This is a genomic window from Thermostichus sp. MS-CIW-25, assembly GCF_054060015.1.
Window position 1 is genome coordinate 1 of the sequence record NZ_JBSSCS010000011.1, and the last position, 19,046, is coordinate 19,046.

General features: G+C 59.2%; 20 protein-coding genes and 1 tRNA gene. 5 read left to right on the forward strand and 16 right to left on the reverse strand.

Annotated features, from left to right (window positions below; translation table 11 throughout):
* Positions 1-177: 177 nt before the first annotated feature.
* From ACVWZ1_RS05835 to groES, 5 genes are all read right to left on the reverse strand, one after another.
* Positions 178-249, reverse strand: a tRNA-Val gene (locus ACVWZ1_RS05835).
* Positions 250-290: 41 nt separating this feature from the next.
* A complete protein-coding gene (locus ACVWZ1_RS05840) occupies positions 291-1,454 on the reverse strand; it encodes a GuaB3 family IMP dehydrogenase-related protein (RefSeq protein WP_457466510.1) in 1,164 nt (387 codons plus the stop codon).
* 115 nt (positions 1,455-1,569) lie between these two features.
* On the reverse strand, positions 1,570-2,364 hold the full coding sequence (locus tag ACVWZ1_RS05845) for a DUF429 domain-containing protein (RefSeq protein WP_457466509.1): 795 nt from the start codon (positions 2,362-2,364) through the stop codon (positions 1,570-1,572).
* A 334-nt stretch (positions 2,365-2,698) separates the two neighbouring features.
* Positions 2,699-4,333, reverse strand: a complete 1,635-nt coding sequence (gene groL / locus ACVWZ1_RS05850; RefSeq protein ID WP_011433224.1) for a chaperonin GroEL — start codon at positions 4,331-4,333, stop codon at positions 2,699-2,701.
* A 90-nt stretch (positions 4,334-4,423) separates the two neighbouring features.
* Positions 4,424-4,735 (reverse strand): co-chaperone GroES, encoded by a 312-nt coding sequence (gene groES / locus ACVWZ1_RS05855; protein ID WP_011433225.1) that lies wholly within the window; start codon positions 4,733-4,735, stop codon positions 4,424-4,426.
* 214 nt (positions 4,736-4,949) lie between these two features.
* Between groES and ACVWZ1_RS05860 the strand changes: the two genes are divergently transcribed.
* The gene (locus tag ACVWZ1_RS05860; protein ID WP_457502860.1) at positions 4,950-5,762 is read left to right on the forward strand and encodes a PhzF family phenazine biosynthesis protein; all 813 of its coding nucleotides are present in this window, start codon (positions 4,950-4,952) and stop codon (positions 5,760-5,762) included.
* Between the two features lie 64 nt (positions 5,763-5,826).
* On the opposite strand, the gene ACVWZ1_RS05865 is transcribed toward ACVWZ1_RS05860, so the two are convergent.
* Together ACVWZ1_RS05865 and ACVWZ1_RS05870 are read right to left on the reverse strand one after the other, a co-directional pair.
* Entirely contained in the window at positions 5,827-6,810 is a 984-nt protein-coding gene (locus ACVWZ1_RS05865) for an apocytochrome f (protein ID WP_457385192.1), read from the reverse strand.
* Between the two features lie 228 nt (positions 6,811-7,038).
* Positions 7,039-7,557 (reverse strand): cytochrome b6-f complex iron-sulfur subunit, encoded by a 519-nt coding sequence (locus ACVWZ1_RS05870; protein ID WP_457502830.1) that lies wholly within the window; start codon positions 7,555-7,557, stop codon positions 7,039-7,041.
* 183 nt (positions 7,558-7,740) lie between these two features.
* Between ACVWZ1_RS05870 and ACVWZ1_RS05875 the strand changes: the two genes are divergently transcribed.
* Positions 7,741-8,058 carry a DUF3067 family protein gene (locus ACVWZ1_RS05875; protein ID WP_414375168.1) on the forward strand — a complete coding sequence of 106 codons (318 nt, stop codon included), beginning with the start codon at positions 7,741-7,743 and terminating at the stop codon, positions 8,056-8,058.
* A gap of 123 nt (positions 8,059-8,181) precedes the next feature.
* On the opposite strand, the gene ACVWZ1_RS05880 is transcribed toward ACVWZ1_RS05875, so the two are convergent.
* From ACVWZ1_RS05880 to ACVWZ1_RS05895, 4 genes are all read right to left on the reverse strand, one after another.
* A complete protein-coding gene (locus ACVWZ1_RS05880) occupies positions 8,182-9,522 on the reverse strand; it encodes a hypothetical protein (protein ID WP_457502831.1) in 1,341 nt (446 codons plus the stop codon).
* Between the two features lie 414 nt (positions 9,523-9,936).
* Positions 9,937-10,461: a hypothetical protein gene (locus tag ACVWZ1_RS05885; RefSeq protein ID WP_457502832.1), complete on the reverse strand. Its 525-nt coding sequence runs from the start codon at positions 10,459-10,461 to the stop codon at positions 9,937-9,939.
* Between the two features lie 16 nt (positions 10,462-10,477).
* On the reverse strand, positions 10,478-11,032 hold the full coding sequence (locus ACVWZ1_RS05890) for a phycobiliprotein lyase (protein WP_414356093.1): 555 nt from the start codon (positions 11,030-11,032) through the stop codon (positions 10,478-10,480).
* Positions 11,033-11,167: 135 nt separating this feature from the next.
* Complete coding sequence (locus tag ACVWZ1_RS05895; protein ID WP_457502833.1) at positions 11,168-12,445, reverse strand: S41 family peptidase; 1,278 nt, start codon at positions 12,443-12,445, stop codon at positions 11,168-11,170.
* A gap of 188 nt (positions 12,446-12,633) precedes the next feature.
* On the opposite strand from ACVWZ1_RS05895, the gene petB reads away from it, so the two are divergent.
* The 3 genes from petB to leuB all read left to right on the forward strand — a co-directional run bounded on the left by petB (position 12,634) and on the right by leuB (position 15,203).
* On the forward strand, positions 12,634-13,281 hold the full coding sequence (gene petB / locus ACVWZ1_RS05900; RefSeq protein WP_041436518.1) for a cytochrome b6: 648 nt from the start codon (positions 12,634-12,636) through the stop codon (positions 13,279-13,281).
* Positions 13,282-13,379: 98 nt separating this feature from the next.
* Positions 13,380-13,892 (forward strand): cytochrome b6-f complex subunit IV, encoded by a 513-nt coding sequence (petD, locus tag ACVWZ1_RS05905; RefSeq protein ID WP_011433236.1) that lies wholly within the window; start codon positions 13,380-13,382, stop codon positions 13,890-13,892.
* Positions 13,893-14,087: 195 nt separating this feature from the next.
* On the forward strand, positions 14,088-15,203 hold the full coding sequence (gene leuB, locus ACVWZ1_RS05910) for a 3-isopropylmalate dehydrogenase (protein ID WP_457502834.1): 1,116 nt from the start codon (positions 14,088-14,090) through the stop codon (positions 15,201-15,203).
* Positions 15,204-15,274: 71 nt separating this feature from the next.
* Here the strand turns inward: leuB and dusB are convergent, their stop codons facing one another.
* From dusB to rnz, 5 genes are all read right to left on the reverse strand, one after another.
* Entirely contained in the window at positions 15,275-16,360 is a 1,086-nt protein-coding gene (gene dusB, locus ACVWZ1_RS05915; RefSeq protein ID WP_414427437.1) for a tRNA dihydrouridine synthase DusB, read from the reverse strand.
* Positions 16,361-16,376: 16 nt separating this feature from the next.
* Positions 16,377-16,592: a 30S ribosomal protein S18 gene (rpsR, locus tag ACVWZ1_RS05920; protein ID WP_011433239.1), complete on the reverse strand. Its 216-nt coding sequence runs from the start codon at positions 16,590-16,592 to the stop codon at positions 16,377-16,379.
* 29 nt (positions 16,593-16,621) lie between these two features.
* Positions 16,622-16,816 carry a 50S ribosomal protein L33 gene (gene rpmG, locus ACVWZ1_RS05925; protein ID WP_011433240.1) on the reverse strand — a complete coding sequence of 65 codons (195 nt, stop codon included), beginning with the start codon at positions 16,814-16,816 and terminating at the stop codon, positions 16,622-16,624.
* 91 nt (positions 16,817-16,907) lie between these two features.
* Positions 16,908-17,771, reverse strand: a complete 864-nt coding sequence (locus ACVWZ1_RS05930) for an RDD family protein (protein WP_457502835.1) — start codon at positions 17,769-17,771, stop codon at positions 16,908-16,910.
* A gap of 29 nt (positions 17,772-17,800) precedes the next feature.
* Complete coding sequence (gene rnz / locus ACVWZ1_RS05935) at positions 17,801-18,787, reverse strand: ribonuclease Z (protein WP_457502836.1); 987 nt, start codon at positions 18,785-18,787, stop codon at positions 17,801-17,803.
* Between the last annotated feature and the right edge of the window lie 259 nt (positions 18,788-19,046).

Genomic DNA, 19,046 nt, shown 5'->3' on the forward strand with positions numbered 1-19,046 from the left:
TCCAATTTGGCGGCTTGCGACTGGGACACCTTGAGCTTGCAGGAGACGGTCAGGACTTGGGTCATGGTTCTATCATAACTTCCGCATTCCTCCCGGCACTGACCCTACGGGTACAGTGCGGGGCTCCTGCGATTTCTAGCTGAGACAGAGCTCTCAAGCTGCAAGCTCCGGTGGGGATGGGCGGTACCGGACTCGAACCAGTGACATCCTGCTTGTAAGGCAGGCGCTCTACCGCTGAGCTAACCGCCCCTGAAGGATCCCAGTCCACCGAGTTTAGCATTCCCAAGGGACTATTTCCCCATGCCCAAGCTCTGCGCCTTCTGGTACACCTTGCCCTCGGTCAGGAGGGAGGGGGCGATGCAGATCTCCACCTGCTGCATTTCTCGGAGATTGGCAGCCCCCAGGGTGGCCATGCTAGTGCGCAGAGCACCCCAGAGGTTGTGGGTACCGTCGTCCAGGCGGGCGGGGCCGCGCAAGATTTCTTCCAAGGTGCCGGTGGATCCCACGCGGATGCGGGTGCCGCGGGGCAAGATGGGGCTGGGGGTAGCCATGCCCCAATGAAAGCCGCGACCGGGGGCCTCATAGGCGCGGGCCAGGGGGGATCCGATCATCACTGCATCGGCTCCACAAGCGATGGCCTTGCAAATGTCGCCACCGGTCACCAATCCCCCATCGGCAATGATGGGAACGTAGGCGCCGGTTTCCGCCAAAAACTGCTCCCGTGCAGCGGCACAGTCGGCAATCGCTGTAGCCTGTGGTACCCCCACCCCCAACACGCCGCGGGAGGTACAGGCAGCCCCCGGGCCGATCCCCACCAAGACACCGGCAGCTCCGGCCTGCATCAGCTCCAGAGCGACATCGTAGGTAACGCAGTTGCCCACCACAACAGGAATGGACATCGACCGGCAAAATTGGGCCAGATCCAGCTTCTGCATGCCCTCGGGCACCTTGTGGTGGACGGAAACTACCGTGGCCTGAACGAAAAACAGATCCCCCCCGGCTTCAGCCACCAGGGGGCCGTATTGGGCGGCGTGGGCGGGCACGCAGCTAGCGGCGGCAATGGCGCCGGAGGCTTTAATCTGGCGGATGCGTTCTTGGATTAGCTCTGGCTTCACCGGCTCGCTGTAGAGGCGCTGCATTAGGGGCACAAACTCGTCTTTGCCCACCGACGCGATCTGAGCCAACACCTCATCGGGATCGGCGTAACGGGTTTGGATGCCATCCAGGTTCAACACCCCGAAAGCTCCCAGCTCCGAGAGCAAAATGGCCATTCGCACATCCACCACGCCATCCATGGCGCTGGCGATGATGGGGATTTGCCGTTGGATCCCTCCCAGGGTGAAGTGGGTATCCACCAGGCTGGGATCCAGCGTTCGTCTGCCTGGGGCCAGCGCGATTTCATCCAGCCCGTAAGCGCGTCTCGCCTGCCGATTGCGGCCCAGTTGCACGTCCATTTTTCCCCTGTTCTGCGGATCCCTTGTTCTTATCATGCCGCCAAGGAGGGATCCAAGGCTAGCGAGAGTTTTGTTCTTCTGGTTGGGATTTCCACCTGCGATCCCGGAGCGGGTCTCAATCCGCCCCAAAGGTTCGAGGGGGCAGGGGCGTGAAAATGTGCCCTTCTTGCAGGGTGCCGAAACTGCGGCAGCGCTCGGATCCCCAACGGAACCCGTAGAGGGCGATGTAAGCACACATCAAGGCATCCACTTGATCTTCGTAGTTTTTGAGCCGACGGCTCTTGAGGGATCCCACCTCCACTTGGAGCAACGCTTCGTGGCCCCGGAGAGCTGGGTCAGCGGCAGCCAGAGAGCGCAGATGATGCTGGTAAAGCTGCCAGGCTTGTTGCCGTTCCGGCCAGGTGCGTCGAGGGCGGGCCTTGTATTTTAGAGTGCGGCTGAGGCCAAAGAGGCTGACCAAGGCGCTGTGGGGGAAGACCTCGGTCACTTGGCGGGTAAGTTTTCCTCGCTCGATGCTGGCCTGCTCCCGAAAGCCATAACTGGCTAGGGCTTGCACCAAGGCTTCCCCTCTCACCTGGCCGTCTTTTTCTAGAAGCCGGCGGTTGGCTGGGTGGGCCCCGGCTGCATAGGCGCGAAACACCTGGTTCAGTTCTGCCTCGGCCCGCCGTTGTCCTGTGAGGTTGGGAACCCGCAAGGGCGCATCCACCGCCACCAAGCAGGGATCCCCTCCCGCCTGAGCTTGAATGTAGTCCAGGATCTCCTCATCCGTTTGGAGAATGCGGCTATCGACCAGATGGCCTGTCAAGTTTTGCCTGCCGGGATCCCCGAGCTGGACTCGCAGCGTGGCCAGACCGGAAGGGTTGCGGGTTGACCAGGCCAGATCCAGGCCAATGCAGATCAACTGAGCCACACCGCCTTCCCCTTCTCTTCAAGTTGGACAGAATCAGAGTCGTTATCAAAAAACCAGTTTGAGGCAGTTCCCGATTGCATGGCTCCGGCGCCCTCACCCCCAGCCCCTCTCCCAAAGGTAGAGGGGGATCAACGTCACAGACAGTTGCGCTGCTGTTGCATGGGTATTGGGAATGATCCCGCCGGATTGCCTGCGTCTTGATGAAAATCCACAAGAAAAGGGATCCCACCAGGGGATCCCGAAAGATTCATCCAAGATGCCTGGCCAGGAAGCGAAGTGCCCATGGGCTCTTCGGTGAGCCTCAGGGACCCACCTCGCTGTGGCGGTCAACGGATTAGTAGTCGTAGTCACTCATGCCGCTGCCGCTGCTTGCCGGTGTGTTGGTTTTGGGCTCCGGCTTGTCCACCACGATCGCTTCAGTGGTCAGCACCATCCCCGCAATGGAAGCAGCGTTTTGCAGGGCAGAACGGGTAACCTTGGCCGGGTCTACAATGCCCGCTTCGAACATATCCACGAAGGCGTCGTTCTGGGCATCGTAGCCGGTGTTGAAGGGCTTGTCTTTCACCCGCTCCAGCACAATGGAGCCGTTTTGGCCGGCGTTCTCAGCAATGCGGCGCAGCGGAGCGCCCAGAGCGCGGGCGACCAGGTTGGCCCCCACCAGTTCATCGCCGGACAGGTTGGCTTGCGCCCACTCAGTCACCACCGGGATCAGGTGTGCCAAGGTGGTGCCGCCGCCGGGAACGATCCCTTCTTCTACCGCCGCTTTGGTGGCGTTAATGGCATCTTCCAGGCGCAACTTGCGGTCTTTCATCTCGGTTTCGGTGGCCGCGCCCACTTTGATCACCGCTACACCGCCGGAGAGTTTGGCCAAGCGCTCTTGCAGTTTTTCTTTGTCGTAGGTGGAGTCGGTTTCCTCAATTTGGCGACGAATTTGCTCGCAACGGGCTTTCACAGCCGCTTCGTTGCCTTCCGCCACGATGGTGGTGTTGTCCTTGGTCACCGTGACGCGACGGGCAGTGCCGAAGGAATCGAGGCGAGCGTTCTCCAGCTTCAGGCCGCGCTCTTCGCTGATCACCTCACCGCCGGTCAGGATGGCGATGTCTTCCAGCATGGCCTTGCGGCGATCCCCAAAGCCAGGCGCTTTCACCGCCACCACGCTCAGCACACCCCGCAGCTTGTTCACCACCAGCGTGGCCAGCGCTTCTTTCTCAATGTCTTCGGCGATGATCAGCAGGGGACGACCGGCGCGAGCCACTTGCTCCAAAACCGGTACCAGGTCTTGAACCAGGGTGATCTTCTTGTCGGTGATGAGGATGTAGGGGTTTTCCAGAACCGCCTCCATCCGCTCGGTATCGGTGACGAAGTAAGGGGAGATGTAGCCCTTGTCGAAGCGCATCCCTTCCGTCACTTCCAGCTCGGTGGTCATGGACTTGCCTTCTTCCAGGGAGATCACCCCTTCGCGGCCCACCTTGTCCATGGCCTCGGCAATCATACGGCCCACTTCTTCATCGTTACCGGCGGAAATGGCCGCCACCTGGGCAATGGCTTTGGAATCTTCGACCGGGCGGGCATGTTCGGCGATTTTGTCTACCAAAAACTTCACCGCCTTGTCGATCCCCCGCTTTAGGGCAATCGGGTTGGCGCCGGCAGCCACGTTTTTCAGACCTTCCTTCACCATGGCGTGAGCCAAGACCGTGGCCGTGGTGGTGCCATCCCCAGCCGTGTCATTGGTCTTGGAAGCCGCCTGCCGGATCAAGGAAACGCCTGTGTTCTCAATGTGGTCTTCCAGCTCGATTTCTTTGGCAATGGTTACCCCGTCGTTGATGATTTGGGGGGCGCCAAACTTCTTCTCCAGCACGACGTTGCGCCCTTTGGGACCCAGGGTAACGGCTACGGCTTCTGCCAAAATATCCATGCCGTGCTCTAGAGCGCGGCGGGCTTCCTCGCTGAAAATGATCGATTTCGCCATAGTCAACCTCTCAGATGCAAACGCAGGTAAGGGTGAAACAGAATCTCAAGGATTCAATCGTTCGTTGAACTGCTGCTGAATCACTGACCATTACTGAACAATGGCGAGAATGTCCCGCTCGGCCAACAGCACATATTCATCGCTGCCCAGCTTGACTTCGGTTCCGGCATACTTGGAGTAGAGCACTTTGTCGCCGGCTTTCAGTTCCATCGGGATCAGCTTGCCCTCGTCGTTGCGCTTGCCAGGGCCAACAGCAACCACTTCCCCCACCTGGGGCTTTTCCTTGGCAGTGTCCGGCAAGAAGATCCCACCTGCGGTTTTCTCGTCCTGCTGAGCGATTTTGACCAGCACGCGGTCGCCCAGCGGCTTCAGGGTAGAGACGTTAAGAGCCACTGCAGCCATGACGAATGTCCTCCTCTTTCCATTAATTCCGCTTCCCGAGGGGAAGCGACTTAGCACTCTCGACTTACGAGTGCTAGTTTATCAGCCAACTTTCTGGCCTGACAATAGCCTTTGTCAGCGGGATCCCGCTTTTGGCAGGTGCGGTCGGGGTGCGGATCCCCCTACTTTGGGGTCTGCTGTGGGATCATGACCTGAGTTGGGCTTGGTTGAGAAGGTGTGGATCCCGTTGTTTCAGGTGGATGCGTTTACGGCAGTGCCTTTTGCAGGTAACCCCGCGGCGGTGTGTTTGCTGCCTCAGGAGCTGCCGCAGGCGCTGATGCAGGCCATTGCCGCAGAGAACAATTTGTCGGAGACGGCTTTTTTACTTCCCCAGGGATCCCAGGGCGAGGTTCCCCACTATGGTCTGCGCTGGTTTACTCCCACCACCGAGGTGAATCTCTGTGGCCACGCCACCTTGGCCAGCGCCTATGTGCTGTTGACGGAGGTGCATCCCCAGGCGGAGAGGGTAGCCTTTTCCACCCGCAGTGGCCTGTTGCAGGTGCGGCGGCAAGGGGATCGCCTGGCCATGGATTTTCCTGCTCAAACTCCGGAACCTTGGCCAGAAGCCAAGGAGCAGGTGGCAGCGGCTTTAGGGATCCCACCCGTGGAGCTATACCGGGGGGACATGGGGGTAGCGGTGCTGGCTTCGGCGGAACAAGTGCAGCAGGTGCAGCCGGATCTGGTTCAGGTTCAAGCGCTCCCCGTTCCGGGGTTGATCGTCACAGCCTCTGGGGCGGATCTAGAGGATGGGCCGGATTTCGTCTGCCGCGTTTTCGCTCCTCGGCTGGGGATCCCGGAAGATCCAGTGACGGGATCCGCCCAGTGTCTTTTGATGCCCTATTGGGCCAAACGCCTGGGTCGCTCTGAGTTACAGGCCCACCAGCTATCCAGCCGCGGCGGGGAGCTCTGGTGTCGCGATCTCGGCTCTCGCGTGGAGATTGCCGGGCAGGCTGTGCAGGTGATCAGAGGAGAGCTGAGGCTGCCTTAGAACCCTACCGAACAAAAAACACCCCGGATATGCTTCCGAGGTGCAGGCTAGGAAAGAGCTTGAGCTAGCCGAGGATTTCGGCGGCTTGAATGAGCTCCACCTGCTTTTTCTTCAGCACCAACAGCACCTGGGTAATGGTAATGGCTGCCAGGAAGGCCACCAGCCATTTCACCCGATCCGGGCTTTGCAGCACCAGATCCCGCTCCACCTGGCCAAAGCCGCCCACATTGGGATTGTTGGTGACGGGATCCCCTTCTTTGACGCTGTCTCCAACAGCAACCACCAGTTCCGGCCCAGGCGGCACCACCAGGTTTTGGATCCCGCTTTCGGTCTCGAAGCTGAGAACTCTCGTGCCCGGCAGCTCGTATTCCGGGGGCACCAGGCTGGCCAATTCAGCCGGCAGATCGCTGATATCGGAGTTGAGGGTGGCGATGTTGACTAGACGCCCGGTGGCCGGAGCGCGGAAAACGTTGTTGTTGCTGAGGCTGCCGTCGGGGTTAAGCTGACCGCGACCTCGGTTGGCCCCGATGTAAACGCGATACTTCATGAAGGCCACCGAGGGATCCTCTTTCGGGTCAGGGGCCACCACCGGGAAGACGATTTCTTGATGCTGCTCGCCCGGCAAAGGCCCGACCAGGAGGATGTTGGGCTTCGCGTCGCTGTAGGGGGTGATGTAGGTCTCGGCGGTTTCCTGCCGCTGTTCCTCGGTCATTTCGGCTTCGGTGGCCAGGCGGAAGCCCTCCGGCAAGACCACCACCGCGCCCACATTCAACCCACCCTTGCTGCCGTCTGCCAGCACCTGCTGCTTGCTCAGGTCATAGGGGATCCCAACTTTGATGGTGAACACCTGGCCGGGGGTGACTGCCTGCGGCACCTCGGCGCGAGTGGGCATGGCGTTCAGGTGGCAGTTGGCACAGACAATTTTTCCGGTCGCCTCGCGGGGGTTGTCGTAGGCCATCTGGGCGTAATAGGGGTAGGCTGCCGCCGGACGTGCCCCCATCCCCAGCAACAGCAGCAGCCCACAGAAGGCCAAGCAGATTCGCTTCATAACTCTCAGCTCAGAATGAATTTCCATCACAGGTTTAGGACACAGTCTTGGAACAGCCATCTCGACAATTTGCCCCAAATCGTTCGGCAAAAGCCGGCACAGCCAGGATCCTTACCTCACCATCCTTCTAGATCAGGGAGATCAGGGGCCGGTCAACAGTTGGACTGGAAAGGTGCTCCGCACCGCTGACGCAATTGCCTGGGCAGAACCGGCGGGATCCCTTGCCCTTTAGGTCTCCCGGAAATCAGGGCCTTGCCAGGGGCTGAAGCGAACGTTGTCGCCATCCACCGTGGCGCTCACCAGCTCCAGCGAGCGGGGAGCCGGCCCCCGAATCACCTTGCCATTGGCCGCGTACTGGGATCCGTGGCAAGGGCACTTAAACAAATTTTCCCCCACATTCCAGGGCACCACGCAGCCAAGGTGGGTGCAAACCGCGTTGAGGCCGTAGTTGGCCACCGCCCCATTGTCGATCACGATGTAGGTGGGATCCCCTTTCAAACCTTGGGCCAGCACCCGGTCCGTGGCAGCATGGGCGGCCAACAGCTCACTGACGCTGATGGGCTTGCCGAGGGCGTCCTGAGCGATGAGGCCCTCACCCCCTCCACCGGAAGAGGGCGGGATAAAGTACTTCACCACCGGGTAGAGGGCGCCCACCACTACGACTCCCACAGAGCCACTGAGCAGGGCATTGAGAAGAACCCGCCGGCTCATGGGGGGCGCTTCAAAGTTGCTAACCGCTTCCGTCATAATGGCAAATGCAAACCTGAGAAGTTTTAACGTTCGTTGACAAGCGACATCATCCTAACCGACCCCTCTGGCCAATATCGTTAAGAAATGCAACGCTGGAAGAGGCCGTAGCCTTTCTTCCCAAGGTGAGCGGCCCACCCGGCAAGGTTGGAGCCAGATCCAAGCCAGTCTCAAGCAGTCCTGATGAAGGGATCCGACTTTCAAGCTTTGTTGCGCGAGAAGTGGGGCTGTTCCTACGACGTACAGTTGCGCCGTATCCAGCAGAAGGTGGTGCTGCTGGTGATGTGGCGCTACCTGGAGCAGCCCTCCTTTCCCTTGAGCGAGGCGGAGTATCTGGCCCACTTGGAGAGAGTGCTGGCCCATTTGCAGGCTTGGGGGGTGTGGGAATCGGTGCGCCGGGAGATCGAGTCCACCCGTCAGAGACCTCGTATGGGCAAGGCGGTGGCCATTCCTCTGGATTTGCAGAAGGTGGGGGAGCGGGTCTCGGAGTGGTTGCTGTGAGTTCTCCGGGGGAGAAAGAAGTCCAAGCAAACCCAAGCGCTGGATTCGCCGGCTGGCCAAGAAACTCGAATCTGTCTCGGCCTAAACGGTAGACCGGGAGTTTGCCCAAAGGCCATGCCCTTTCTAGAGCGGACGCTGCTGGCGCACTTGTTCGGTTTCCGGGTACTCCTGCTGAGCTTTGGATTCCAAAAGCTGGCGGAACACCGGCTCGTCCAGACGGTAGTCCCGCTGCTCGATCAAATCCCGATCGGTTGAGTAAATGGTGTCCGACTCTTGCACAACTTCTTGACGGCGGAAGCGGCGGGCAAAGTTGAGTTTGCGCAGCAGCGCCTCTGTGGGATGCTGCAGATGCTCTCGCCAAAGCTGCCGGACACGATTGCGACGCTCCACTCCCTGGTTGCGGATTTGCAAGGTCAACCACCGAACGGCGGGCACCGCCAAAAAGAGGCTGCCGTAGAGAAACAGAAACCCAATCAACGGGTAGATGAAGGCTAAAAAAGCATTGCTGCCGGCTGCCGCTGCCACCTCTTCCCGTGCCCCATAGAGAATGGCGGCCAGAAAGAAATTGAGAACTCCCAAACCCCCTGCCAGGGTCAGTTGACCAGGCGTGGCCCGGCTGAACACCCAAGGTTTCTCCTGCAACACTTCGGGGATCCTCTTGGGCTCACGCTCTGAGGCGGCCACCTGCAGTTCCGGAAAGCGGTAGACAATGTCCCCGTCCTCGCTGACCTCCGGCTGACCGTCGAACTTGAGCAAAATGGGCAGCATGTAATCTTCGTATTCCAAGGCCGGGGATCCCGGCTCCACATCCAGGTAGGGCAACACCTGTTCCGCTGCGATCACCCCCCCATTGGCACGAATCAGTTGGCCAATGAGGGCATAGCGCTCCTCCTCCAGGTTGGCATTGGGATCCCCGTCCCCAAAGAGGAAGCTGTACACCGCTTCCAGGAAGTTCAGCTCGGATTTTTGCGGCTGGCGGGGGCGCGTCCGACCGGAGTAGCTCCCATAGTAGGGGTAAGGATCCCAGAAGGGGTTGCCGATCCAAAGATTGGGGAAGTAGTAAAACCCTATCCCCCGCGACCGGCTGCGATTGTCCTGCTCGCGGCTACTGGCCATCTGCAAGGCAATCAACGCCAGGACGAGCAAGACAATTGACACCACCAGCAGAATGCCAAAGGAGATGCGCAACCCATAGAGGAAGCCCCCCCACAACCGGCGACGCAGGGCTGCTAGCCGATCCTGCTGCTCCTTGCGCTTGAGAATGCTGCGAAAATCCGGTGGAAAAACGTAGGTAATCTCCCCCTGCCGGGAAACCTGGAGATGCCCCTCCGCCTTTTGGGCCAAATTCAGTAGCTCTTGTTTGGCCTCGTGTAAAGCTAAGCCCGTGCTGGATGCAATATCTCCCAGCGTGACCCGCAGGCCCAACTGTTCCACTGCATCCATCACCAATGTTTGGGTAGCCACTCTTAACCTCCGCTTTCTGCCCCAATTGCCGAGGAGCCTGTCGGGATCCCTAGGACGCAGATCCGCTCCCCTGAGCTAGACCTAGCGTCTCCTCTATTCCCAGTATCTGATACATTCACGCTGAACTCTCCTGAACATGGTTCAGGAAAGAAGCGATCGCATCCTGCCTATCTCTGAGCAGGAAGGCGGTATCCCGCAAAGCCCTGAGGAATACCCCCCGAGCGCTTTCCCCCTTCACTTCCCGGCAACCGTTGCGGTGGACTCAAGGATCAGGGGGAAACTTGGTCTACTATATCCCTCTCAATGACTTTTGCCAAACCGCCTAAAGCTCAGTAAATTCAGCAAAGTTCAGGGTTTTGGGGGTTAGAGGCATGCTCCCCACTAACCCAGCAGCGGCGAGGGTTATACCCCCCTCTAGGGCAGCCAAGCCATCACGGCCAGCAGGGTCGAGAGGATCCCGATCAACACCCAGATGAGGGGCTTAGTGTCCAACGGGGGATCCGCTGCCCGGCGGCTGAGGGGATCCCCAGAAGGATCCCCAGATCTTGGGGAAGGGCCTTTGCGTTGGGAGCGCCCATAGGCCAAGCGGTACTCTGGGGGATCAGCTTCCTCCAGCCGGCTGAGATCGGGAATTTCGCTCAACCACTCCGCTGGACGCCGCAGACGAGGGGCTTGCCAGATACCCAAGACATAGCGAGCCTGCTGGGCAACTTCTGGATCTGGGTTGCGCAGCAAGGTTTGGGCCAACAGGATGGCCTCCTGCGTTTCGCCAAGGGCTTCTTGGGCCAGGGCCTGCCAGAGCCGTAGCTTACCCGACTGCGGATAGCGGCTTTGGGCCTGCTTAACCTCCTCTAGCGCCTGCCGGTATTGTCCTCGCTCGAACCTCAACTGGATCAGAGCTAAGTGCTGAGACAATCTCAGGTCTTTGGGAAGCGTCATGCTCAGGATCCGCAGGCTAGGTCAGCTTCTGTTCTACCCCAAACCCCACCAGCAACAGCTCCTGCAAAGGCTGACCCTGAGGGGGACGTTGGTAGGTAAGGATCTGCCGCAGGCGCAGGCGCGGATTCAGTAGAGTGATGGTATCTACAGCAACCACACGAGTGTAGGTGGTGGTCATCACCAGTTGCAGGGATCCGGGATCAAACCGGAAAGTCGCCACCATCGGGCGATCTTCCTCATAGGCCCGATCCCGCAGGTAGTCTCCCTGCAGCCCCAGGGGGGTTTCCTGCCGAGGGACGAACAGCATGTTCAGCTCTTGCCCGGCCTCCTCACCCTTTTCGGAAACCGTCTCAAAAGCCAAGTGAAAGCCCAGAAAACCATCCACGTTGTGGTTGGGGTAGTTGTTGTCGGCGAGCACCTTGTGCTTGAGCTCAGGGGTGAGGGTGCGAATGGTGAACTCGGTGCGGGAGCGCTCCACCTCGCCACGGTCTAGGTAATGGTAGGTGCGCTCTGTGCGCCAAGCTCCAATGCAGCAGTTGAAAAAGTGGTGAAATTGCTGGATAGCGTTCATGCGGGCGGGAGCGGACAGAGTCAGAGATCAGCGCTGGACGGGAAACCCTGCTTTCGATCCTAAAACGAATCGAAAACAACCAGGAATCCAAATCCTGAATGCCAACGATTGAGTTCTACCGTGGGATCCCCTTCCTCACGGGCTTTTGGCCACCCGGATCCCTTGGAGCTGCCCCAACAACTCCAGGGCTCGCTGGAGCTGGATGTCCTCCGGCCCGGCCAAGGTTTCCGCCGTCAGAGGAACGGATCCCTCCGCCACCACCACATCGGGCTGGATCCCCTGGCGATGAATGTCGTGGCCGCTGGGGGTAAGGTACTTGGCCGTGGTCACCGCCAGCCCCGATCCATCCGCCAGCTCCAGCAGGGATTGAATCAGACCCTTGCCAAAGGTGCGCGTTCCCACCAGTTGAGCTCGCCCACTGTCCTGAAGTGCCCCGGCCAACACTTCACTGGCACTGGCGCTGCCCTGGTTCACCAAGACCACCAGCGGTGCCTCTGTGAGCACCTCGCCGGTGGCGGGAATGCTGTCTTGAATGCCGTGGCGATCCGTCACCAGCACAATGTCACCCTTGGGGATCCAGAAGCGGGCGATCTCAATGGCCGCCTGCAAGAGTCCCCCCGGATTGTTGCGCAAATCGAGAATGTAGCCCCGCACCCCTTGAGCTTCTGCGGTTCGAATGGCTTGGCGGACTTGAGCGGCAGCATTGCCGTTGAACTGGCTGAGGCGAATGTAGGCCACCAATCCCTGAGGCAGCTCAAAAAAACGGGTGCGCACGGGGTTGATGGTGATCGATTGGCGTACCAGCTCCACCTCCCAAATGCGATCCTGCCGCCTCAGCTTCAAAGTAACCGGCGTGCCGCTGCGCCCCCGCATCCGCTCGGCCACTTCGTCCAGGCTCAGCCCCGCCACCGGCACCCGATCCACCGCCAAAATCTCATCCTGGGGTTGGATCCCGGCCTGCTCGGCAGGAGTGCCTTCCATGGGGGCAATCACCCGCACCGCCCCCTGCTCATCGATGGCAATCTGCAAGCCGACACCGCTCAGCTCGCCGGCTGTAGAGGTCTGCAGGCTGAGGTAGTGCTCTCTGTCCAGAAAGCGAGTAAAGGGATCCCCCAGAGTGGCCAACATCTCCTCAATGGCCTGATAGGTCTGCTTGCGCTCCTTTAAGGGCCGGGAGAGAAACCGTTGCCGCACCTGCCACCAGTTTTGCCCGTTAAACCCCGGATCCACATAGGCCCGATCCACATAGGCCCAAGCCTGCGCCAGCAGTTGCTGCTCTTCTCCCCAGCGGCTGGCCTGCCCTGGACAGGGGCCTATGGCCAAACTCGCCCAGAGCAAACACCCAAGCAAGACAAGGCGGATCCCCCACCCTCTCCAGCGGATCCCTGTGTATCTCGGCTTCTGCACAACCATCGATCCCAAAAAACATTAAGAAACATGAACAAAACGCAATATCGAAAACTTGCCTGGCCTCCTGGGATCGAGATCTTCGTCCCCAAGCTGAGCCCGACGCCAGGATGGTGTTAAAAGATTGTGTTACATTGCTGAGTGGAGTGGGCTTGCCCCGCCCTCGAGATCCAATTTCAAGAATTGCAGGCATTATGAGCAAAGTTTACGACTGGTTGGACGAGCGGCTGGAGATTACGCCTTTCGTCGACGACGCAACAGGGAAATTCATTCCGCCTCACGTTAACATCTTCTACTGCCTCGGCGGGGTGACGCTGGTGTGCTTCTTAATTCAGTTTGCCACCGGCTTCGCCATGACGTTTTACTATCGTCCGACGGTGGCTGAGGCCTTTGAATCGGTGAACTACATCATGACCCAGGTGAACTTCGGCTGGCTGTTGCGCTCCATCCACCGTTGGAGCGCCTCCATGATGGTGCTGATGATGATCCTACACACCTTCCGGGTCTATCTGACAGGGGGATTCAAAAAGCCCCGTGAGCTGACCTGGGTAACCGGCGTGATCTTGGCGGTGCTGACCGTCTCCTTCGGCGTTACCGGCTACTCCCTGCCCTGGGATCAGGTGGGCTACTGGGCGGTCAAGATCGTCTCAGGTGTGCCCAGTGCCATTCCGGTGGTGGGCGACTTGTTGGTGCAACTGATCCGGGGCGGCGAAGCGGTTGGTCAAGCTACCCTGACTCGCTTCTACAGCTTGCACACTTTCGTGCTACCCTGGCTGACCGCAGTCTTTATGACCATGCACTTTTTGATGATCCGCCGCCAAGGCATTTCTGGGCCTTTGTGAGAAAGGTTTGACTCCCAGACGCCTTTGACTTTCCTGGTAACTGGGATCTTTACCTGCCACTTTTTCAGAACTTTTGTCCCTAGATAAGGAGAACTCTCATGGCTGTCTCAAAACAGGTGATAGCGACCGAGGCCATTACCCGCAAGGTTGATCTAGACAACCCCAAAGTTGTAGCCAAGCTGAAGAAAAACATGGGCCACATGACCTATGGTGAGCCCGCTTGGCCCAACGATTTGCTCTTTATGTTTCCGGTGGTGATCCTGGGCACTATTGGAGTGATCGTTGGCCTGTCAGTCATGGATCCGGCAGGTGTAGGGGAGCCGGCGGATCCCTTTGCTACGCCTCTGGAAATTCTGCCGGAATGGTATCTCTACCCCGCCTTCCACATCCTGCGGATTGCTCCCAACAAGCTGTTGGGAATTGCTCTGATGTCTGCCATTCCTGTGGGTCTCTTGTTTGTGCCCTTCATCGAAAACGTCAACAAGTTCCAAAACCCCTTGCGCCGCCCAGTGGCGACAACGGTGTTCCTGATCGGCACCTTGGTCACCCTCTACCTGGGCATAGGTGCCACCTTGCCCTTGGATAAGTGGGTCACCTTGGGCTTGTTCTAAAAGAACATCTGGGACTCCCGCTTGATGGGTTGATCGTCATCATCACCATCAGAGTGCAGCAGGTCGGTGGCCGGGCTGCACTTTCTCTTTTGGAGAGCTTTTTGGAGAAGTTGTCTGCAAACCTGTGTGCCAAGGGATGGGCAAGTCCGCCGAAATGGTAGTATCTCTACGCCCTCATCTTCAGCTTGACCGCTCATGAGCACTTCTTCTTCAACTGCTCGAACCTATCGGATCACAGCCCTTGCCGGAGATGGCATCGGCCCCGAAATCATGCGGGTGGGACGAGCCGTTTTGGATGCAGTTGCCCGGCAGATGGGATTTGCTCTCCAGTGGCAAGAGGGCCTAATCGGCGGGGCCGCCTACGAACAGACCGGGGATCCCTTGCCGGCAGAAACCCTGAAAATGGCTCAAGAGAGCGATGCCGTTTATCTGGCTGCTGTCGGCGACTTCAAGTATGACGCTCTGCCTCCTGAGAAACGCCCGGAGCGGGCCTTGTTGGGCTTGAGGGCGGGGCTGGGGCTGTTTGCCAACTTGCGCCCGGTAAAAGTCTTCCCTCAACTGGTGGGGGCTTCCTCCCTGAAGCCAGAGGTGATCTCGGGGATCGACCTGGTGGTAGTGCGGGAGCTGACGGGGGGCATTTACTTCGGCCAACCTAAGGGAATCTTCACGGATGCCCAAGGATCTCGGCGCGGCGTGAACACCATGGTCTATAGCGAAGCTGAGGTGGATCGGATCGCCCGAGTTGCCTTTGAGCTGGCCCGCAAACGCCGGCGCAAGCTCTGCTCGGTGGACAAAGCCAACGTTCTCGAGGTGTCGCAACTGTGGCGGGAGCGGGTCAATGTCATTGCGGCTGAGTACCCGGAGGTGGAACTTTCCCACCTGTACATCGACAATGCCGCCATGCAGTTGGTGCGCTGGCCCAAGCAGTTCGACGTCATCCTCACGGGCAATCTCTTCGGCGATATCCTCTCCGATGAAGCGGCCATGCTGACCGGCTCTATTGGTATGCTGCCCTCTGCCTCTCTGGGATCCTCTGGCCCCGGCCTATACGAGCCGGTACATGGGTCGGCTCCCGACATTGCCGGACAAGACAAAGCCAACCCCATTGCCCAGGTGCTCTCCGGCGCCCTGATGCTCCGCTACTCCCTGGATCAGCCGCAAGCTGCCGACCGCATCGAACAGGCGGTAGAAGCCGTTTTGGCGCAAGGGTACCGCACCCCAGACCTCTACTCTGAGGGAATGACTTTAGTGGGTTGCCAGGAAATGGGAGAAAAGTTGGTGGCAGCCCTGTCCCAGCAGCAGGCGTCGTAGCTTTTTTTCGGGGACGCAGGTCACAGCCAACGCAGCCGTACAGCGATTTCCAATTGCAGGGATCACCGGAGCTACGCCCAACCGGCCTCAGGGAGAAGGTCAACCTCTTCAGTCGCTTCAACCGTCTCTTCCGGTCGAAGTGTGGCTTCTTGGCAGCGCTCCATGGCTTGAAGAAGCAGAGCCTCCCCTTCCTGCACCGTCTCAATGCGACAGAGGAGAGCACGGAATTGAGAGGCTCCGGCAAAGTCTTTGATGTACCAAGTCATGTGCTTGCGGGCCTGACGGATGCCACGTTCTCCCTTGTACTCCCAGAGACCGCGCAGATGCTCTAAGGCCATTTGAATCCGCTCCAGGGGAGTGGGGGCCGGTCTTTCTTGACCGGTTTTCAGGAAGTGATCGATTTCCCCCACCAGAAAGGGATAGCCCATGGTGCCGCGGGAGCACATCACCCCATCGGCTCCGGTTTCCTCCAAACACTTCACCGCTGCGGCTGTCGAGAAAATATCCCCATTGGCGATGACGGGAATGCGCAGGTGCTGTTTGACGCGGCGGATCCAGTCCCAGCGGGCTTTGCCGTTGAAGCCTTGGGCGCGTGTCCGGGCATGCAGGGTGAGCAGTTGCGCCCCTGCCTCCTGCAGACGGTGGGCAAAATCCAAAATGTTGATCTCCTGATCTGACCAGCCCAGGCGCGTTTTTACGGTTACGGGCACCTCCACCGCTTTGGCCACCGCCTCCACAATTCGCGCTGCCGTGTCGGGATCGCGAAGCAGAGAAGAGCCGCCGCCGTTTTTGGTAATCTTGTTCACCGGGCAGCCCATGTTGATGTCCACCAAGGTCGCCCCTTCGTCCACAGCCATGCGGGCTGCTTCCGCCAGAAAGTCGGGCCGACAATCAAACAGTTGGATGCCGATGGGCTGCTCTCCCTCGCCGACCTCCATGATGCGGGGCAACTGGCGGGCATAGTGCAAGCCGGTCGCGCTGACCATTTCCGTGTAGACCAAGCTGTGGGGGGCAAAACGGCGTACCAGCCCTCGAAAGACCTGGTCGGTTACCCCTGACAGTGGCGCCTGAAAGACGCGACTCAAAACCTTCACCCCACCGATATCGAGGGGTGGGGATAGGCGGGCTTGGAGTTCCGGCGAAAGCTGCAGGCCCATCGGGATCTGGAGAAGGCTATCCCTCTTTGTTGACAAAGTAAAGAAGACCCATGATGCGCGCTCGTTTGATCGCGGCAGTGAGCTCCCGCTGCTGTTTGGCGGTCAGGCCGGTGATGCGGCGGGGCAAGATCTTGCCTCGCTCGGTAACAAATTTCTTGAGCAGCTCCACATCGGTGTACCTAATGGGCTCTCCCGGCTTGATGGGAGACAGGCGGCGGCGAGCGTAAACCATAGATCAGGAGAACGGCGAAACGGCTTGAACTACTTAATCTCTTTGTGGACGGTGTGGCGGTTGCAGTGGGGGCAGAATTTCTTCAGCTCTAAGCGGGCTGTTGTGTTGCGGCGGTTTTTGGTGGTGGTATAGCGGTTCACACCTGGAGAACGTTTGTTGACGTTGGTGCGGCACTCGGTGCACTCCAGAGTAATGATGATGCGGGCACCCTTTGCTTTGGCCATGACGGATCCCAAGACGAAGGTAAACGGCAATGAGGAAACTGCAATCCCAGATCCTGAGGCTGGAGATGGGGGTTTACCTCGATAAGCGCGATCACCAATTATCCAACTTTTCCTTGACGGAATCAACCCAAGTTTTCACTTGCTTGCCCGTTTGTTGCCGTAGGCTACGGGCGTTGCGATCCACATCTTTGCTCAGGCGCTGCAACTGCTTGGACAGATCCCGCACGGTGTCATTGCGCTGGGCTTGGCGCAGCAGGTCGCGAGCAGCCGATTTGACGTCGTCAGCAGCGTCCCCCTCTAGGATGTCCTGCAAAAACCGCAAGACTTTTTCATCCAGGTGATAGCCCCGCTCCGCTTCCACGACCAGGGTGCGTCCAGCCCGGTCGTGAATGGTTTGGCGTTTTTCCTTGTCGAAGACGGCAAACAGCCCATCCGCAGCCAGAGGCACCAGCAGGGCCTCCGTGAGCACAAAGAGGGAGAGCACTCCCTCTCGAGCCAGAGAGCGAACCAGGTGCGGCGAGGCTTCGGTTTCGGGATCCAGGGTTTTGATGTTCAGCAGCCATTTGCCGAGGCTTTGCCCCTCAGGACGGGATTGGAAATAGCCGCGGTTCACCAGCCAGGTGGCGAAGAAGGCGAGATAGCCGGTCATGTCCACGGCGCCTGCATTGGCCCCTACCAGAGCAGCCAAGCCTTGGGCTAGGTAGGAGATCCCCAGCCCCAGCCCAAAGTCGAGGGCAAAAGCCCCAATTCGTTTGCTCCAGGGAGCCAATTTTGGCAGGGGTTCTCCCTCAGCAGCCGTTTGCGGGGCTGGCCGCTCGGCTTGAACCGGGGGCAGAGAGGTGGCAGGGGGCAAAGCGCTGAAGGTTCGCCATTCGTTGGCAGTTTGATCCAGTTGTTCGGTTTTGGGCCGCTCTGGAAATTGGGGGCGTTCGGGGTAGGGTCTGGGATCCGTCATTGCCGGTTGAGACAGTCAGTTCTACCATTCTAGCGAGGCAAGCCCACACCCACCGGCAGAGGGGACGGGCTGCGACGGGGGATCTCGTAGGTCAGCCGATCGCGGGCCAGCAGGGTATTGGGAAAAATGGCCTGAGCTTCTGCCAGCAGGTCTTCCAAGGTAATGGGGGCCTCTGGGGTGTAGCGGGGGCTGAAGTGGGTGAGGATCAAAGCTTGGGCCTTGGCTTCGGCGGCCACTTGGGCGGCCATGGCGGCGGTGGAATGCTTAGAGCGGCGGGCCAGCTCCAAGTCAGCCTGAGCGTAGGTAGCCTCGTGGATCACCAAGTCGGCAGCCCGGGAGAGATCAACAGCATTGCGGCAGAAAATCGTGTCGGTGCAGTAGGAAAATTTGCGGCCCGGAATGGGATCCCCGACATAATCCCGTCCGTGAAAGCAGCGGCCCTGCCAGATGATGGATTGGCCGGCCTTGAGCTGCCCATACAGAGGGCCAAAGGGGATCCCATCGGCTTGGGCTTTGGCTGCATTGAAGCTGCCTGGCCGATCCTGTTCCACCACGCGGTAGCCGAAGGCGGGCACCCGGTGATCCAAGGGCGCGCAGAAGACGGAGTATTCCGGCTCTTGCAGGATGAGGCCGGTTTCGACGGTGTGAATGCGGAAGCCGTAGGGGATGCGCGTCTCGCTGTAGCGCAACACGGCCTTCAGGTACTCTTCCAGGCCCGGCGGGCCGTAGATATCGATGTGCTCAGGGGTGCTGCCCAAGCCACAGGAGGCCAACAGCCCTGGCAGGCCGTAGATGTGATCCCCGTGCATGTGGGTGATGAAAATGCGGCGCAACTGGCTGGGGCGCAGCTCGTCTAGGCGCAGCAACTGGTGCTGGGTGCCCTCGCCACAATCGAACAGCCACCATTCCGACCGCTGGGGAAACTGCACCGCCACCCCGGAGACATTGCGCTGGCGGGTGGGCATGCCGGAGCTGGTGCCCAAAAAGGTGATCCGAATGGCATTGGGATCTGTCACAGGGGCAAGACCTCAGGGATTGGGATCCCTAGCTTACCAATTGCTGATACATTTACGCTGAACACTGCTGAACATCACTGTTCAACTATGCAGCGATAGCATTCTGTTTGTTTCCAAACAGAATGGCGGTATCCCGCAAAGCTTTGAGTAGAATACCCAAAGCGCAGTTTCCGTGTCGTCTTACTACCAATTTTCTGCTTTGCTTTGGCTACCATGTTGGCAGACTCGAAAGTAAACAGAAAGATCAATTGGTAGTAAT

Coding starts and splice junctions, on each gene's coding strand:
- ACVWZ1_RS05840 (WP_457466510.1), bottom strand. CDS start 1,454: ATGGACGTGCAACTGGGCCGCAATCGGCAGGCGAGACGCGCTTACGGG.
- groL (WP_011433224.1), bottom strand. CDS start 4,333: ATGGCGAAATCGATCATTTTCAGCGAGGAAGCCCGCCGCGCTCTAGAG.
- groES (WP_011433225.1), bottom strand. CDS start 4,735: ATGGCTGCAGTGGCTCTTAACGTCTCTACCCTGAAGCCGCTGGGCGAC.
- ACVWZ1_RS05865 (WP_457385192.1), bottom strand. CDS start 6,810: ATGAAGCGAATCTGCTTGGCCTTCTGTGGGCTGCTGCTGTTGCTGGGG.
- ACVWZ1_RS05870 (WP_457502830.1), bottom strand. CDS start 7,557: ATGACGGAAGCGGTTAGCAACTTTGAAGCGCCCCCCATGAGCCGGCGG.
- ACVWZ1_RS05875 (WP_414375168.1), top strand. CDS start 7,741: ATGAAGGGATCCGACTTTCAAGCTTTGTTGCGCGAGAAGTGGGGCTGT.
- ACVWZ1_RS05885 (WP_457502832.1), bottom strand. CDS start 10,461: ATGACGCTTCCCAAAGACCTGAGATTGTCTCAGCACTTAGCTCTGATC.
- ACVWZ1_RS05890 (WP_414356093.1), bottom strand. CDS start 11,032: ATGAACGCTATCCAGCAATTTCACCACTTTTTCAACTGCTGCATTGGA.
- ACVWZ1_RS05895 (WP_457502833.1), bottom strand. CDS start 12,445: ATGGTTGTGCAGAAGCCGAGATACACAGGGATCCGCTGGAGAGGGTGG.
- petB (WP_041436518.1), top strand. CDS start 12,634: ATGAGCAAAGTTTACGACTGGTTGGACGAGCGGCTGGAGATTACGCCT.
- petD (WP_011433236.1), top strand. CDS start 13,380: ATGGCTGTCTCAAAACAGGTGATAGCGACCGAGGCCATTACCCGCAAG.
- leuB (WP_457502834.1), top strand. CDS start 14,088: ATGAGCACTTCTTCTTCAACTGCTCGAACCTATCGGATCACAGCCCTT.
- dusB (WP_414427437.1), bottom strand. CDS start 16,360: ATGGGCCTGCAGCTTTCGCCGGAACTCCAAGCCCGCCTATCCCCACCC.
- rpsR (WP_011433239.1), bottom strand. CDS start 16,592: ATGGTTTACGCTCGCCGCCGCCTGTCTCCCATCAAGCCGGGAGAGCCC.
- rpmG (WP_011433240.1), bottom strand. CDS start 16,816: ATGGCCAAAGCAAAGGGTGCCCGCATCATCATTACTCTGGAGTGCACC.
- ACVWZ1_RS05930 (WP_457502835.1), bottom strand. CDS start 17,771: ATGACGGATCCCAGACCCTACCCCGAACGCCCCCAATTTCCAGAGCGG.